Origin of the sequence: Coprothermobacter proteolyticus DSM 5265 (assembly GCF_000020945.1) — a bacterium.
GTDB classification, from domain to species: Bacteria; Coprothermobacterota; Coprothermobacteria; order Coprothermobacterales; family Coprothermobacteraceae; genus Coprothermobacter; species Coprothermobacter proteolyticus.
In genome coordinates, this window is record NC_011295.1 from 578,005 (window position 1) to 592,750 (window position 14,746).

Annotated in this window: 15 protein-coding genes and 4 tRNA genes; 18 read left to right on the forward strand and 1 reads right to left on the reverse strand. The window is 46.1% G+C overall.

Features of this window, described 5'->3' with window-relative positions:
• Positions 1-38: 38 nt before the first annotated feature.
• From COPRO5265_RS02915 to COPRO5265_RS02970, 12 genes are all read left to right on the forward strand, one after another.
• Positions 39-1,472: an RtcB family protein gene (locus COPRO5265_RS02915; RefSeq protein WP_012544432.1), complete on the forward strand. Its 1,434-nt coding sequence runs from the start codon at positions 39-41 to the stop codon at positions 1,470-1,472.
• Entirely contained in the window at positions 1,469-1,885 is a 417-nt protein-coding gene (tsaE, locus tag COPRO5265_RS02920; protein ID WP_012543618.1) for a tRNA (adenosine(37)-N6)-threonylcarbamoyltransferase complex ATPase subunit type 1 TsaE, read from the forward strand. Before COPRO5265_RS02915 ends, tsaE begins: the two co-directional genes overlap by 4 nt.
• Positions 1,858-2,415, forward strand: coding sequence for a glycoprotease family (locus COPRO5265_RS02925; RefSeq protein ID WP_012544264.1), 558 nt, complete (start codon positions 1,858-1,860; stop codon positions 2,413-2,415). Before tsaE ends, COPRO5265_RS02925 begins: the two co-directional genes overlap by 28 nt.
• Complete coding sequence (gene rimI, locus COPRO5265_RS02930) at positions 2,406-2,879, forward strand: ribosomal protein S18-alanine N-acetyltransferase (protein ID WP_012543717.1); 474 nt, start codon at positions 2,406-2,408, stop codon at positions 2,877-2,879. Before COPRO5265_RS02925 ends, rimI begins: the two co-directional genes overlap by 10 nt.
• A 15-nt stretch (positions 2,880-2,894) precedes the next feature.
• Complete coding sequence (gene tsaD, locus COPRO5265_RS02935; protein WP_012544378.1) at positions 2,895-3,845, forward strand: tRNA (adenosine(37)-N6)-threonylcarbamoyltransferase complex transferase subunit TsaD; 951 nt, start codon at positions 2,895-2,897, stop codon at positions 3,843-3,845.
• Positions 3,846-3,915: 70 nt separating this feature from the next.
• On the forward strand, positions 3,916-4,212 hold the full coding sequence (gene groES, locus COPRO5265_RS02940) for a co-chaperone GroES (protein ID WP_012543612.1): 297 nt from the start codon (positions 3,916-3,918) through the stop codon (positions 4,210-4,212).
• Between the two features lie 17 nt (positions 4,213-4,229).
• On the forward strand, positions 4,230-5,843 hold the full coding sequence (gene groL / locus COPRO5265_RS02945) for a chaperonin GroEL (RefSeq protein WP_012544191.1): 1,614 nt from the start codon (positions 4,230-4,232) through the stop codon (positions 5,841-5,843).
• 147 nt (positions 5,844-5,990) lie between these two features.
• Positions 5,991-6,953: an ABC transporter permease gene (locus COPRO5265_RS02950; RefSeq protein ID WP_012544811.1), complete on the forward strand. Its 963-nt coding sequence runs from the start codon at positions 5,991-5,993 to the stop codon at positions 6,951-6,953.
• 13 nt (positions 6,954-6,966) lie between these two features.
• Positions 6,967-8,253, forward strand: a complete 1,287-nt coding sequence (locus tag COPRO5265_RS02955; protein ID WP_012544136.1) for an ABC transporter permease — start codon at positions 6,967-6,969, stop codon at positions 8,251-8,253.
• 10 nt (positions 8,254-8,263) lie between these two features.
• Positions 8,264-9,283, forward strand: coding sequence for an ABC transporter ATP-binding protein (locus tag COPRO5265_RS02960; RefSeq protein WP_012544624.1), 1,020 nt, complete (start codon positions 8,264-8,266; stop codon positions 9,281-9,283).
• Positions 9,276-10,247 (forward strand): ABC transporter ATP-binding protein, encoded by a 972-nt coding sequence (locus COPRO5265_RS02965; protein WP_012543938.1) that lies wholly within the window; start codon positions 9,276-9,278, stop codon positions 10,245-10,247. Before COPRO5265_RS02960 ends, COPRO5265_RS02965 begins: the two co-directional genes overlap by 8 nt.
• Positions 10,248-10,414: 167 nt before the next feature.
• Complete coding sequence (locus COPRO5265_RS02970) at positions 10,415-10,939, forward strand: hypothetical protein (RefSeq protein WP_143708093.1); 525 nt, start codon at positions 10,415-10,417, stop codon at positions 10,937-10,939.
• Here the strand turns inward: COPRO5265_RS02970 and lipA are convergent.
• Positions 10,900-11,775 carry a lipoyl synthase gene (gene lipA / locus COPRO5265_RS02975; protein ID WP_012544345.1) on the reverse strand — a complete coding sequence of 292 codons (876 nt, stop codon included), beginning with the start codon at positions 11,773-11,775 and terminating at the stop codon, positions 10,900-10,902. The genes COPRO5265_RS02970 and lipA overlap by 40 nt on opposite strands.
• Positions 11,776-11,827: 52 nt before the next feature.
• Here lipA and COPRO5265_RS02980 point away from each other — a divergent pair, with 52 nt between their 5' ends.
• From COPRO5265_RS02980 to argS, 6 genes are all read left to right on the forward strand, one after another.
• On the forward strand, positions 11,828-12,409 hold the full coding sequence (locus COPRO5265_RS02980) for a ComF family protein (protein ID WP_012544588.1): 582 nt from the start codon (positions 11,828-11,830) through the stop codon (positions 12,407-12,409).
• A gap of 20 nt (positions 12,410-12,429) precedes the next feature.
• A tRNA-Ser gene (locus tag COPRO5265_RS02985) sits at positions 12,430-12,521 on the forward strand.
• A 223-nt stretch (positions 12,522-12,744) separates the two neighbouring features.
• A tRNA-Val gene (locus tag COPRO5265_RS02990) sits at positions 12,745-12,819 on the forward strand.
• Between the two features lie 7 nt (positions 12,820-12,826).
• A tRNA-Gly gene (locus COPRO5265_RS02995) sits at positions 12,827-12,901 on the forward strand.
• A 34-nt stretch (positions 12,902-12,935) separates the two neighbouring features.
• Positions 12,936-13,010 (forward strand) — tRNA-Thr (locus tag COPRO5265_RS03000).
• 155 nt (positions 13,011-13,165) lie between these two features.
• Complete coding sequence (gene argS, locus COPRO5265_RS03005; RefSeq protein ID WP_012543983.1) at positions 13,166-14,746, forward strand: arginine--tRNA ligase; 1,581 nt, start codon at positions 13,166-13,168, stop codon at positions 14,744-14,746.

Sequence of the window (14,746 nt, forward strand, 5' to 3'; positions counted from 1 at the left end):
GATGGGTGATCGGTAACCAAAGAAAGGAGGTGGTCAATATGTGGAAGCAAGTAGATAAGTTCGTGTACGAGATTCCTTTGGGGGCAAAGGAAGGTATGCGAGTACCGGGGCGTGTTTTTGCTTCCGAAACCATATTCAAACAAGCCGAGGCAGATAAGGCGTTGGAGCAGGTAGTGAACGTAGCCACTCTGCCTGGTATACTTAGATACTCTCTTGCCATGCCTGATATTCACTGGGGTTATGGTTTCCCCATTGGAGGTGTGGCGGCTTTTGATGTAGATCATGGTGTGATTACTCCTGGAGGTATTGGTTTTGACATAAACTGCGGTGTCAGACTGCTAGTTACACCACTAACAGAGGAGCAAGTTCGACCTAAACTGGGCGCGCTCCTGGATGTTCTGTACAAAGAAGTCCCCAGTGGGGTAGGGTCTGAAGGCTTCATAAAACTTTCGGTAAGAGAACTGGATAAGGTCTTGGAAATGGGTGCAAAATGGGCAGTAGAACAGGGATATGGAACGTTTGAGGATTTGGAGAGGCTCGAGTCGCAAGGGCAGTTAAAGGGCGCCGATGCGAGCAAGGTGTCCAAGAGAGCTAAAGAACGTGGTCTGGAACAGTTGGGAACATTGGGTTCAGGAAATCACTTCTTGGAAGTTCAGAAGGTAGATGAGATCTTCGATGAAGCTGTTGCTAAGCAAATGGGGCTTTCTTTGGGCCAGGTGACCATAATGCTTCACACGGGTTCTCGAGGATTAGGACACCAAGTAGCCACAGATTACATCGATGTCATGCTCAAAGCTTCAAAGAAGTACGGCATTAAACTTGTTGATAAGCAGCTGGCTGCGGCTCCCTTTAAGAGTGAAGAAGGTCAGGATTACTGGGCAGCGATGCAGTGCGCAGCGAATTTTGCTTGGGCTAACCGCCAAGTGATTACTGACTACATAAGAAAAGCCTTTGCTAAGGTATTTGGCAACGAAATAAAAGACAAGATTACTGTCATTTACGATGTGGCTCATAACATTGCAAAGTTGGAAAAACACATGGTTGATGGCATGGAAAGAGAAGTAGTAGTTCACAGAAAGGGAGCAACTCGGTCGTTCCCTGCGCATCACCCGGAGTTGCCTTCCATTTATGAAAACACTGGTCAACCTGTGATTATCCCTGGTAGTATGGGTTCAAGCTCCTTCTTGCTCGTTGGACTGCCAGGCAGCATGGAACAATCATGGGGTTCCACGTGCCATGGAGCGGGCAGAGTTATGAGTAGGAAAGAAGCCATAAGGAAAGGCAATTATGGAACGCTTATGGACAGTTTGGGTGAAAAAGGCATATTGGTAAGGAGCGCAGAACGGGAAACACTCTTAGAAGAAGCTCCTGAAGCCTATAAAGACGTAGATGAAGTGGTGCATGTGGTAGAAGAATTGGGCTTAAACAGGAAAGTAGCAAGGATGAGACCTATGGGGGTTGTTAAAGGTTGATCAAAGCTTGTACACCTGAGGAAACAGTTGAAGCTGGAAGTACGTTTGCTAATAATCTGAAGAAGGGTGATCTGGTGCTTCTTTTTGGCGTACTGGGAGCAGGCAAAACAACGTTTATTCGTGGTGTGGCTCGCCTTCTTGCTCCGGGTGCAAAGGTTTCCTCGCCGTCTTTTAACTTGCTCAAGATTTACAACATGCCCGATGGCGGACACTTGTATCACTTGGACTTTTACAGGGTATCTAGCACTAAAGAACTGTGGGACATACGTATAGAAGAGTTCTTGGAAGATGGTCTTGTGGTGGTGGAATGGCCTGGCCGTTTTCCCGATTTACTGTCCCTGCCACATTGGAAGGTGATCTTCAAGGTTTTGGAGGATGACTGCAGGTGCATAACATTCACAAAGTGCTCGTAATACAGACTGCGTTTCCTAATGAGGTAGCTGGCATTTACGAGCCTGAGAAGAGATTTCCTTTTAAATGGTTTTTTTTGCAGGGTAAGACTTTGGAAGCCTTGTGCGACATAGAAATTCCAGAAGATCTTGATGCTGTAGCGGTGGCTGTAGGACCTGGACGCTTCACCTCCACCCGGGTTGGTGTGGGCTTCGCACTGGGCTTAGGTATGTCAAGAGAACTGCCTCTAATCCCTTTGAACGTATTCGATCTCATCGATAGCGAAGGCGCTGAAGGTTGGTATTTGATTATGTCTCGAAAAGATGAGTACTATGGAAGCTACCGGGCAAATTTCCGAGAAGTGAAACGCGAGATATTTAGTGACATACCCAAAACAGATGTGGCAAGGGTTCTGGATCAAGATCATCCACTCACCTTTGCGGATTTAGAACAATTCTTGCAGAAACGTGGGCTACCCGACGGTACCAGCTGGGAGACGCTCAAGGTAGAGTACATGAAAGAAGTGGCAGAGGAGTACAAACTGTGGAAATAATAGAATTTGAAATTACAGAAGCCACAGAAGAGGACTTGGATGCCATTTACGATGTGGACAAGAAAGCTTTTAGCTACCCGATGAGCCGCAGTAGCATCGAAAGGGACCTACGCGATAGAAGGCTTTCCAAATACTTTGTTGCCCGCCTTCTTCCCTTTAATGAGGTAGTGGGCTACATTGGCCTTTGGTGTATTTTTCCGGAAGCGCACATCGTTTCCATTGCTGTGGACCCAGACTACCAGGGCAAAGGTATTGGAAATAAACTACTACAGCAAGCTTTAGCATGGCTTGTAAATAGCGGATTTAAACACGTTTTTTTAGAAGTACGCGTTGACAACGAAGTAGCCATAAACCTGTATGACAAACACGGTTTTGAAAAAGTTAGCGTGAGAAAGAACTACTACCAAGATGGATCCGATGCTTTTGTTATGGTTAAAGACCTTACTAAAAAAGAAGAGCAATGAGGAGTATAAAGATTGATGGGATATAGAATCTTAGCCATAGAAACCAGCTGTGATGAGACTGCCGTGGCTTGTCTCAATGGAGATAAGGTTGTGCAAAGTAAGGTGTTTTCGCAGATTGACTTACATGAGGCTTTTGGCGGTGTTCTCCCAGAGGCTGCGGCTCGGCGTCATCTGGAGGTACTCCCGGTTTTGTTAAAGGACGTTGCTAAACCAGATTTAATTGCCGTTACTGCTGGACCTGGATTGTTGCCTGCTTTGCTCACGGGTGTTAGTGTGGCACTAGGATTATCCAGAGGATGGCAAGTACCCGTCATGGGTATAAACCACGTAGTAGCTCATGTTGCGGCAGCGGCACTGGAGCGAAGAATTGAGCTACCCGTTTTGGGATTGGTGGTTTCTGGAGGCCATACTTCCTTTTATCTAATTGAGAAATGGTCTGATCCAAAGGTGCTGGGCTGGACTTATGACGATGCTGCTGGAGAGTGTTTGGACAAAGTTGGCAGGGCACTAGGCATGAAGTATCCTGCAGGTGCAGAAATTGATAACCTGGCTCTAACGATAAAAGAGCGAGTCACCATGCCGCTACCACTTAAAAATGAGGATTCTTTTAATTTCTCGTTTTCCGGACTTAAGACAGCTGCTCTGAAATACAAGGGGAAGATTTCTAATGAAGTATTGGCTGCCTCTCTCATGGAAGCAGTGGTCAACCACTTGTTAGATCGCATAGAAAAGGTACTCAAGAAGTATCCTTATCCACTTGTGGTGGGTGGAGGAGTGTCTGCCTCCAAGTTTCTTCGTCAAAGGATGCACGAACATTTTGGCGAACGTGTTATATTCCCCAGCGCGCAGCTGAGTACAGACAATGCCGATATGGTGGCTGTGTATGCGGCACTGCTTCTACAAGAAGGCATTGTGCCAGGTTCTTGTGTGACACCTGATCCAAACATGGAACAAGGATGGTGTTGAATAACTCCCCTTACCTAATGGTATATTATCAGTTAGCAAGTTCTTAACTAAATTGCTAGGAGGTGTCCTTATGGAGATTAAACCTTTGGGCGACAGAGTGCTTCTGAAACCAATGGAGGAAGAGGAAAAAACAAAGTCCGGTATTGTGATTCCTGACACTGCGAAGGAGAAACCACAAAAAGGAAAAGTCTTGGCAGTGGGCACTGGAAGAACTCTGGACAATGGAACTAGGGTACCCTTAGAGGTTCAGGTTGGTGACATTGTTGTGTTCTCCAAGTACGCTGGTACCGAAGTAAAGGTTGATGGTGAAGAATATCTCATTGTCTCTGAGAGAGATATTTTAGCCGTAGTCGGCCACGAAAACTAAGGAGGGGTGATTGAATCATGGCAGCGAAGTTGATTGCATTCGATGAAGAGGCAAGGAGTAAGTTACTTACTGGAGTATTGAAACTTTCCAAGGCTGTAAAGGCTACCTTAGGCCCAAAGGGCAGATATGTGGTATTGGAAAGGAAGTTTGGTTCACCGCTTATTACCAATGATGGTGTGACCATTGCAAAAGAAATAGATTTGGAAGATCCATATGAGAATTTGGGTGCTCAGTTGGCTAAGGAGGTTGCTTCAAAGACCAATGACGTAGCAGGTGACGGAACAACTACCGCTACTGTTTTGGCGGAAGCCATGGTCAGGGAAGGCATGAAGAACGTTACAGCTGGTGCTAACCCCATTGCTCTGAGAAGGGGAATTGAGAAAGCTGTAGAGGCAGTAACTGAGGAAATTAAGAAGCTATCCAGACCGGTAAGTGGAAAGCGTGACATTACTGAAGTTGCCACCATTTCTGCCAAGGACCAACAAATTGGCAGCATCATCGCTGAAGCCATGGAAAAGGTCGGCAAAGATGGTGTTGTCACAGTCGAAGAAGGCAAATCCTTGGGGATGGAGCTTGAATTTGTTGAAGGTATGCAGTTTGACCGCGGTTATGTGTCTCCCTATTTTGTAACTGACCCTGAGCGCATGGAAACTGTTTTGGAGGATCCTCTGATTGTAATTACCGATAAGAAGATTAGCAATGTACAGGAGTTCCTGCCGCTGTTGGAGAAGATTGTGCAGTATGGAAGGTCCTTCCTACTCATTGCTGACGATGTTGAAGGAGAAGCTCTAGCCACCTTAGTTGTTAATAAACTCAGGGGAACCTTTAACTGCGTAGCTGTAAAGGCACCCGGGTTTGGTGACAGGCGTAAAGAAATGCTTCAAGATATTGCCATCGTAACTGGAGGGCAGGTCATAAGCGAGGAACTGGGTGTCAGCTTCGAGAGTGTGACGCCTGACATGTTCGGACATGCCCGCAGCGTAAAAGTAGATAAAGAGAGCACTACCATTGTGGGCGGAAAAGGCAGCAGTGAAGAAATTGAAAAGCGTATTGCTCAAATCAGGAAGCAGCTGGAGACCACTGAATCCGAATATGAGAAAGAAAAACTGCAGGAACGCTTAGCTAAGTTGGCTGGTGGCGTTGCGGTGATAAAGGTTGGAGCTGCTACTGAAACAGAGATGAAGGAAAAGAAACACAGAGTGGAAGATGCTGTTTCAGCTACCAAAGCTGCCATGGAAGAAGGTATCGTGGCTGGTGGTGGTGTAACCCTCGTGAAGGCTTCCACTGTACTTGACAAGCTTCCACTAGAAAATGACGAACTCATCGGCGCTACCATTGTGAAAAAGGCTCTTATGGAACCTGCTCGGGTCATAGCTGAGAATGCTGGCTTTGCCGGAGAAGTGGTAGTCGAGGAATTAAAGAAGAGAGAATACCCCGTTGGATTCGACGCCGTAAAGGGCGAATACGTTGACATGTTTGAAGCGGGAATCATTGACCCCACAAAGGTCACTCGTTCGGCTTTGCAGAATGCAGCATCCATTGCTGCCATGGTATTGACCACAGAAGCGCTGGTCGTGGAGAAACCGGAACAAGAAAAGGCACAGCCTGGAATGCCACCTGAAGAATATTAATTCTGGACATTAAATTACCCTAAGTCAATAGTTAAACTGTTTTGAAGAAGGGGGCCTCTCAAAGAGAGAGAGGTCCCCTTCGCTGTTTTAAGGTTGTTGCTGTATAATTTATAGAAAATAGTCCCAAGGGAAGGGAGTGTAAGTTAGATGAATTACCTGATCAGGAGAATCTTGCAGTTGATCCCGACGTTCATCATCGCCACAATGATTGCTTTCATACTGTTCTCATTGGTTGGCGACCCATTTGAAGGCATGCGTCAGGATCCTAGATTGGCTTCACAAGTGGAAAGACTGAGAAAGATCTATGGCTATGATAAAGATCCCTTAACACGTTATGTCCTTTGGTTGTACAACTTCTTCACGGGTGAATGGGGTTACTCTATCATGGCAAAAAGGTCGGTGTTCAGTGTAGTCACTGAGCGAATTCCCGTCTCCTTAGCACTGGGCATTGGACAAACGGTGCTTGCTACATTGTTTGGACTACTGCTTGGCATCTACTCTGCTTTGCACTTGTACTCGACAGCAGACTATGTGGCAACAGCGTTAGTATTCTTTGGTATGTCCATGCCATCATTTTTCTTTGGTGTGGTTGCCTTGTTCTTCTTTGTAATAACTTGGCCGCTCTTTAATGTTGGTTTGATGACGCCAGGCTTTCACCCAGAGGCAGCAACCTTATTCGAGAAAACCATTGAGTATGGTAGGCACCTCATGCTTCCTCTAATGTTGCTTGTTATCTTGGGAATGGGAGGATTCGTACGTTACGCTCGCTCTTCCATGCTTGAGGTTCTTAACATGGATTACATTAGAACTGCTAGGGCAAAAGGTTTGCCTGAGTCAGTTGTAGTGAGGAAGCACGCACTCAGAAATGCCTTAATACCCATTGTTACACTTCTTGCACTATCATTGCCTGGTATTCTTGGATCTGCACCAATCACTGAAACCATATTCAGTATTAATGGTCTAGGAAAACTGTACATAGACGCCTTGGGTGCCAACGACCAAATGACATTAATGGCTAACCTCGTGTTAACTATTTCGCTTGTCATAGTAGGCAACCTTCTGGCGGACATACTGTACTCGGTGGTTGATCCCCGAGTCCGCTTAGGATGAGGAGGGAGTAACGATGGCCGATAAGGATCAAGAAAAGAAAGTCAATAACAATACAAATAACAGCGCGACGAACAATGATTACGAGGTAGCACAAGAGAGTTATTCTTTCTGGGGTGCGGTGTGGCGTAGATTCAGGCGCCACAAACTTGCCATTGTGGGGTTGTGGATACTGGTCTTCGTGTTCATCTTTTCCTTTATTGGACCGGTATTCTATACACTGGATCCATCTGAAAACATTTTTGAAGAAGATGTGGCTAACTTCTACATGTATAAGATAAATCAAGCAATTAAGCAAGATCCAGGGCTCAAAGAGTACCTTGGCACCATGCTAACGGATTTTGAACAGACACTGGCAAGAGCAAATGACCTTAAAGCAAAGGCTGCAGCGGGGGACTATCAAGCTTTGAGTGAGCTCTCTTGGAGTAGGAGTGACTTGGCTTCTGCAGGCATGCAGATAATTAGCATGGTAGCTAGCTACACTGACAGTAACGGAAATCAACCTTTCGCGTCCTATATGGATCTGACAAGATATCTGAGCCCACCTGGATTGCCTGTGGGAGCACCTGGGCATCCTCTTGGCACGGATGACCAAGGAAGAGATCTTTTGGCCAGGATCATGTTCGGTGGTAAGGTTTCGTTTGCTATTGGTATTGCATCGGCATTGATAGCGGTCATACTTGGTAGCTTAGTTGGTTTGGTTGCTGGATATGTTGGGGGCATCGTTGATTCGCTGCTCATGAGATTTGTGGATATCATGCTCTCCATACCGACCATGCCACTGCTGCTAGCGTTATCACCGCTTCTTAGGCGTTGGACAAAGAGTTTAACAGAAGGAATGGGATTAGGTGTATTTGGTTCCATTCTACCGATGGTACTTGTGCTCGCTCTGTTTGGCTGGATGGGCCTCTCCAGATTAGTTCGTGGCCAAGTTCTTTCACTCAAGGAGCAGCAGTTCATTGAAGCAGCACAGGCTATTGGCGTTCCCACAAGCAGGGTCTTGAGTAAACACTTATTCCCTAATGTCATTGCTCCCGTGGTTGTTGCTGCATCACTTGCAGTTGCTGGTAACATTTTGTCAGAAGCTAGTTTGTCCTTCTTGGGCTTTGGTATTCAACCACCTGCCACGTCATGGGGACAAATACTAAACGTTGCGGTTAACTTCATAAACAGTCCACAGCAAATTGTGCGCTACTGGAACATGATATTTATCCCGGGTGCATTGCTGTTCTTCACTGTGCTTTCCTTTAACTTTGCAGGCGATGGGTTAAGGGACGCAGTGGACCCCAGAATGAAGCTGTGAGGTGACATTGATGGAAAAGGGTAATATTTTAGAGATAAAGAATCTTCAGGTTACGTTTTACACTGAGGACGGCATCGTACGTGCTCTACAAGGGGTTTCTTACGAAGTGCCTGATAACGAGACTTTGGGGGTCGTGGGGGAGTCCGGTTGTGGGAAATCTGTTACAGCACTGACTGTGATGCGTCTGCTTCCCAAGCCACAAGCTCGTGTAGAAGGTGGCGAAATCTGGTTCAAGGATAAGGAGACTGGACAAGAGATAAACATTCTCGAACAATCTGAAGAACACATGCGGCATATACGTGGTAACAAGATTTCAATGATCTTCCAGGAACCAATGACCGCGTTGAATCCAGTTTACACAGTGGGAGATCAGATCATGGAAGCTATTATGGTACACAATCCAGATATAAGCAAGAAAGAGGCTCGAGAACGCGCCATTGAAATGCTCAAAGTGGTTGGTATACCAGCTCCTGAAAAGAGGGTGGATGACTATCCACACCAAATGTCGGGTGGTATGAGGCAGAGGGTTATGATAGCCATGGCTCTTTCCACTAATCCTGAAATACTCATTGCAGACGAGCCGACAACAGCACTAGACGTTACCATCCAAGCTCAGATTTTGGACCTAATGAATAGACTGCAGGAACAGTTTGGCATGAGCATTATTTTAATTACCCACAACCTGGGCGTGGTAGCTCAGAATGCTGATAGAATTGCTGTGATGTACTTGGGCCGCATAGTGGAAAAGGCAGCAGTTAGAGATATTTTCCACAATCCGAAACATCCTTACACCGAAGGATTGTTGGCCTCGGTTCCTCGTTTGGATAAGGGTGGACTAAAGGAACATCTGCCAGGTATTACGGGTAACCTTCCTTCACCTTATAACCCACCGCCTGGATGTAAGTTCCATCCCAGATGTCCCTATGCGTTTGATAGATGCAGAGTTGAGGAACCACCTGAAGTGGAAGTGAGCCCAGGGCACATCGTTTGCTGCTGGCTCCACACGAAGGAGGAGACAAACCATGAGTAATAATGACATCCTGCTTGAAGTTCATGATCTGGTTAAGTGGTTCCCCATAAGGAGAGGACTGTTTGGTACTGTCCAGGGATACGTTAAGGCTGTGGACGGAGTGAGTTTTAATATTAGGGCACACGAAACACTGGGTTTGGTAGGAGAAACAGGAAGTGGAAAAACAACCATTGGGCGCCTCGTGTTAAGGCTTATACCTCAGACCCGAGGGAAGGTTATTTTTGATGGCGTTGACATAACGGCTTTGGATTACAAGTCGTTTAGGCCCATGAAGAAAGACATGCAGATTATTTTCCAGGACCCTTATTCTTCTTTGAACCCGAGGATGACTATTGGAGAAATCATAGCAGAACCTCTCATCGTACACACGAATATGACAACTCAAGAGAGAGAGAAGAGGGTCTACGAACTCCTTGAGCTTGTTACACTGAGGCCTGAACATGCCAGAAGATATCCTCACGAGTTTAGTGGTGGACAGCGTCAGCGCATCGGTATTGCTCGCGCACTGGCACTGAACCCCAGATTCATTGTCGCCGACGAACCCATAAGTGCACTGGACGTTTCCATTCAAGCACAGATTACAAACTTGTTGATCGATTTGCAGAAAGAACTAGGGCTTTCCTTCTTGTTTATTGCTCACGACTTATCTGTAATTAAGCACATGTGCGACTCAGTGCTTGTTCTTTACTTGGGTAAAGTGATGGAATACGGTAGTAATGCAGACGTTTTCCAGCATTCGCGTCATCCATACACTCAGGCTTTGCTATCTGCGGTTCCTGTTCCCGATCCTGATTACAAACGAGAGCGTATCCTATTGCAGGGAGAAATTCCTTCTCCAATTGATCCACCACCAGGGTGCGTGTTCCACACCCGTTGTCCCTATGCAACGGAAAAGTGCAGAACCGATAAGCCCGAGCTACGCGAGGTCGAGCCCGGGCATATGGTCGCCTGCCACTATGCCTAACTGATAAGGAGTTTTAAGAGGCACGTTCCTGAACGCTGAAAAATGGGGACGTGCCTTTTTGTTTTGGTACGGAGTGTTATTTCATTGGCTTGCGTAGTTACATATATATATGGTCATGAAGAAAGGCAAGGGGTTAAAATGCAAAGTAAGGGAAGTGATTCGATACTGTGATAGTGAACTTCATTGATTATTCCACGGCTTTATGGCCTGCCTTCGGCTGCACAGGGATCGTGCTTAACAATGATTTTCCATGGTGCAGACAGCTAACCTTTGGGCACGAAGTATTAAGTTTGCGGCGTGCAATGAACTTTATTAGAAAGAATGCTGATGCTGTGGGTGGCATAGTGCTGCTGGGGCAGGGAGAAGAGGTTGAACCGCTAACTTCCTTGGCTCGTGACCTTGTAAAGCCTATCCGCTGGGTTCTAGATAGCACTTCTCCATGTTCAGAAATGGCTCTCGGTTTTAACAATGTTCTATTGATGTTCTCTGGAGAGTTGAATCCGGAATGGGAGCCCTTTAGTGGCAGGATAACCTTGGGCATTTGGAAAAGAGAGCATCTGGAAAAGGGGTTGGAAATTGCTTCTCAGCTTCAGCTACCGATGGAAACACCATTTGAAGTAAAAGGGACTAACTACCCCCGTGTGACTACGTTTCAGTGGTTGTGGGGTTCACTTAGCTGTGAGAAATACTGATCAGCAAGGTAAGACGATCTTACCATGGGGCCAGACACTACGGCTGGTATACCAAGGGATTGACCTATTTCTGAAAGCTGTTTAAACTCTTCTGGGGTATAGTACTTGTGTACGGGCCAATGCTTCTTTGATGGCTGCAAGTATTGACCAATAGTGACAATGTCTACACCAGTGTTAAGTAGTTCTTCCAGCATATTCACTATGTCTTCCATGGATTCGCCCACACCAACCATGAAACCTGTTTTTGTTAGAAAGCCTTTACTTTTGAAGTATTTGAGCATGCTCAGTGAAACATCAAGATCTCCAGCGGGTCTGAGTTTTGGGAACAAAGGTCTTACCACTTCAACGTTATGAGCAAAGACATCTAACTGAGGTGTTATGAACGCCTTCCAATGCTCTTCATTTTTCTTGAAGTCAGGCACCAGCGCCTCTACTTTCGTATTTGGGTTAACCTTTTTAACCTCTTCAACCACTTGGCGGAAAAAGGCGCTCCCACCGTCCTCTAGATCGTCTCTGGTTACACTGGTCAACACAACGTATTTTAACCTGAGTCTTTTCACTGCTTCTGCGACACGCTGCGGTTCAGTTTCGTCTACTGGCATTGGCTTACCTGACTGTACATTGCAGTACAGACAGTGTCTTGTGCAAATACTTCCCATGATTAGGAAGGTAGCCGTTCCATGGTTGAAACAAGTGCCAATATTGGGGCAGCGGCCTTCCACACAGATAGTATTTAGGCTCAATCCTTCAAGAGCCTGGCGCACACCTTTTGCGGTTTCACTGTCCTTTAGATTAGTTTTTATCCAAGCTGGTTTTCTTATCTGTTCATAGTCCATAAAGTCATTCTACCACTTGACTATGGTCATATTGAAGCTGTATAGTTAAAAGATGTTTCCTGTGTTTTCATGGTATGCTGACTATGTCGATGAAGTCAGTAAGCCCTGGGTGATCCCTGACCCAGATCCACGGGAGGTCACTTTTGGTAAATACACCGTTCATTATGCGTACTCTTATTACGGCCAAGTAAAATCTTTGGTGAAGCAGTGGAAGTTTCAGGGTGATCATGCTTTGGGTTTTAGGCTCGGCGAACTCATGGGGATTACCTACAATCATCTACTCTGCGGCAAGGTAGTCTCCTACGTTCCCCGTTACGGAGAAAGCTATCCCTATTTTGGCAATCACTTGTTTTCTTTTTTGGCAGGCCTTCAGAAGACTGGGAACTGCGCTGTAGTACCTGCTTACGTAAAAACACGGGCAACCATGCCTCAAAAGACGCTGTCGCGGTCAGCGCGTATGGTAAACTTGCATGACGCATTTGTACCTACAGGAACATGCGCTGACATAGTGGTGGATGATGTTATGACTACGGGGGCTACGAGTCGAGTTTTGTATAAGTGCTCGCCGTTTAAAGTATGGCTGGTGCTGGCTCGAGTGGAGCTGGATTTGTCTTCAGATTTTCGTAAGGCATGATATACTTAGTTAGGAAAAGCGGAGAGGTGGCCGAGTGGCCGAAGGCACCCGCCTGCTAAGCGGGGGTACGATGTGAGTCGTACCGAGGGTTCGAATCCCTCCCTCTCCGCCATTTTTTTGTTTTCTATGCAAACTCTTGAAATTCCCACTTCTTCACCAAGGCTACGTACTGTGGAGTATTCTAGTATAGGATGGCGTTGTACTTTGGTGCCGTAAGCACTCATAGATCAGCCATGTTGTATAATTCATAAGTAGGTCATGTGAATGATCGTGGTGTTTTATCATCACGATCTTGACAAGGCTCATACCGCTGGGCTAAAATAGTAGAGGCTAACGGGCGGTTAGCTCAGTGGTAGAGCGCTTGTTTCACACACAAGAGGTCAGAGGTTCGAATCCTCTACCGCCCACCAAGAAAGTGCGGGAGTAGCTCAGTGGTAGAGCATCTGCTTGCCATGCAGAGGGTCGCGGGTTCGAATCCCGTCTCCCGCTCCATTGTTTTTGTTCCCCAGTTGCACAGGGTGGATAGGCCGGCGTAGCTCAACGGCAGAGCAGCTGATTCGTAATCAGCAGGTTCCCAGTTCAAGTCTGGGCGCCGGCTCCATTTTCTTCTTTTTAACAAAAAAGCTTTTAAGGATGTGCAGGTTTTCCTCATTTTTCAAAGCTCGATTCATGAGTATGTTCATGAGTATGTGTTTTTCTTTTGCGTTTGCCTTTTTGTATATAATTGATTTGTTGTGGTAGGAGTGTGATGCTTACGTGACAGATGTTATCAGAACGGCTATTACTGAGAGTACTCAAAAAGTCTTTGGTTTGTCTACGGAAGACATGCCTGCACTGGATATACAATTTACGCCTGACATTACCATGGGTGATTATGCTGTGCCCATAGGTTTCGTGCTGGCAAAGAAGCTAAGAACTGCTCCTGAGAAAATTGCACAGACTATTGCGGAAAACCTCCAGGGTCCATTTCGGGCTGAAGCAGTTAAAGGCTATGTAAACGTGACCATGGACGATGATTGGTGGTTGGATCGCCTTTCGCAGGGATTCATTTCCTATCCACAGTATTCGGGTAAAGTGCTGGTGGAGTATGTTTCCGCAAACCCCACTGGTCCTATTCACATTGGACATGGCAGAGGAGCAGTAGTCGGTTCAGTACTTGCAAATTTGCTTGACCGAGTATATGACTTTGCTGACTCTGAATTCTACGTAAACGACGCTGGTGAGCAAATAAGAAAGTTCTGCAAAAGTGTGGAAATCAGGATAAGAGAGCTAAAGGGCGAAGATGTGGAACTGCCAGAAGATGCATACCATGGTGACTACGTTGTGGATATTGCAAAAAGCATTTTGGACCGTTACAACTGGGATGCATTGAGTGAGGACGAACAGTGGAATGTGCTGTGGAATGATGCTGTGGACATGATGCGTAAGTGGCACAAGGAAACCTTGGAAAAGTTGGGTGTAACCATGAAGGTGTGGACCAGTGAAAGGCTCATAAGACAGGAAGGATGGCCAGAAAGGGTCATTCAGTTGCTGCAGGACAAAGGCTACGCTTACGAACAAGATGGAGCCTTGTGGTTCAAGTCCACCATCTTTGGTGATGACAAAGACAGAGTGCTTGTGAAGAGTAATGGGGAGTACACCTACTACTTGGTGGACATTGCCTATCACATGGAAAAAATCCACCGGGGCTACAATGTACTCATAAACGTTTGGGGAGCCGATCACATAGGACACGTGCCACGCATGAACGCTGCTCTTACTGCTTTGGGGTTTCCTGATTGTTTAACGGTAGTACTGGTTCAGACGGTGAGGTTCTGGAGACAAGGCGTAGCTGTGGCTATGTCGAAGCGTAAGGGCGAGTTTCTTACTCTGGATGAACTCATAGATGAGATAGGGAAAGATGCAGCTCGAATCATGTTTATTACCAGATCAGTGGATGCCACTATTGACTTTGATATTGAGGTGGCCAAACAGAAAGCCATGGATAATCCAGTGTACTACATTCAATACGCTTATGTTCGTGCTAAAAACATATTGACGCGAACTGAGGAACGGCAATTCGGTAGCTCGGTTGGTTTTGACCCTCACGAAAGAACACTGCTTAGGCTTCTAAATGCTTTTCAAGAACGCATGGTTTTAGCAGTGAGAAAACTTGATCCATTTGTCATAGAAAGCTATGCTTGGGAATTGTCAGATGCTTTTCATAAGTTTTACCAGTTTGATAGAGTAATAGGCTCGGAATATGAGAATGCACGTTGGAAGCTGGTGGAACGATTCACGGAGGTCATGGAGGAATTGTTTACCTTGTTGGGTATTGAGAAGTTGGAGAGGATGTAA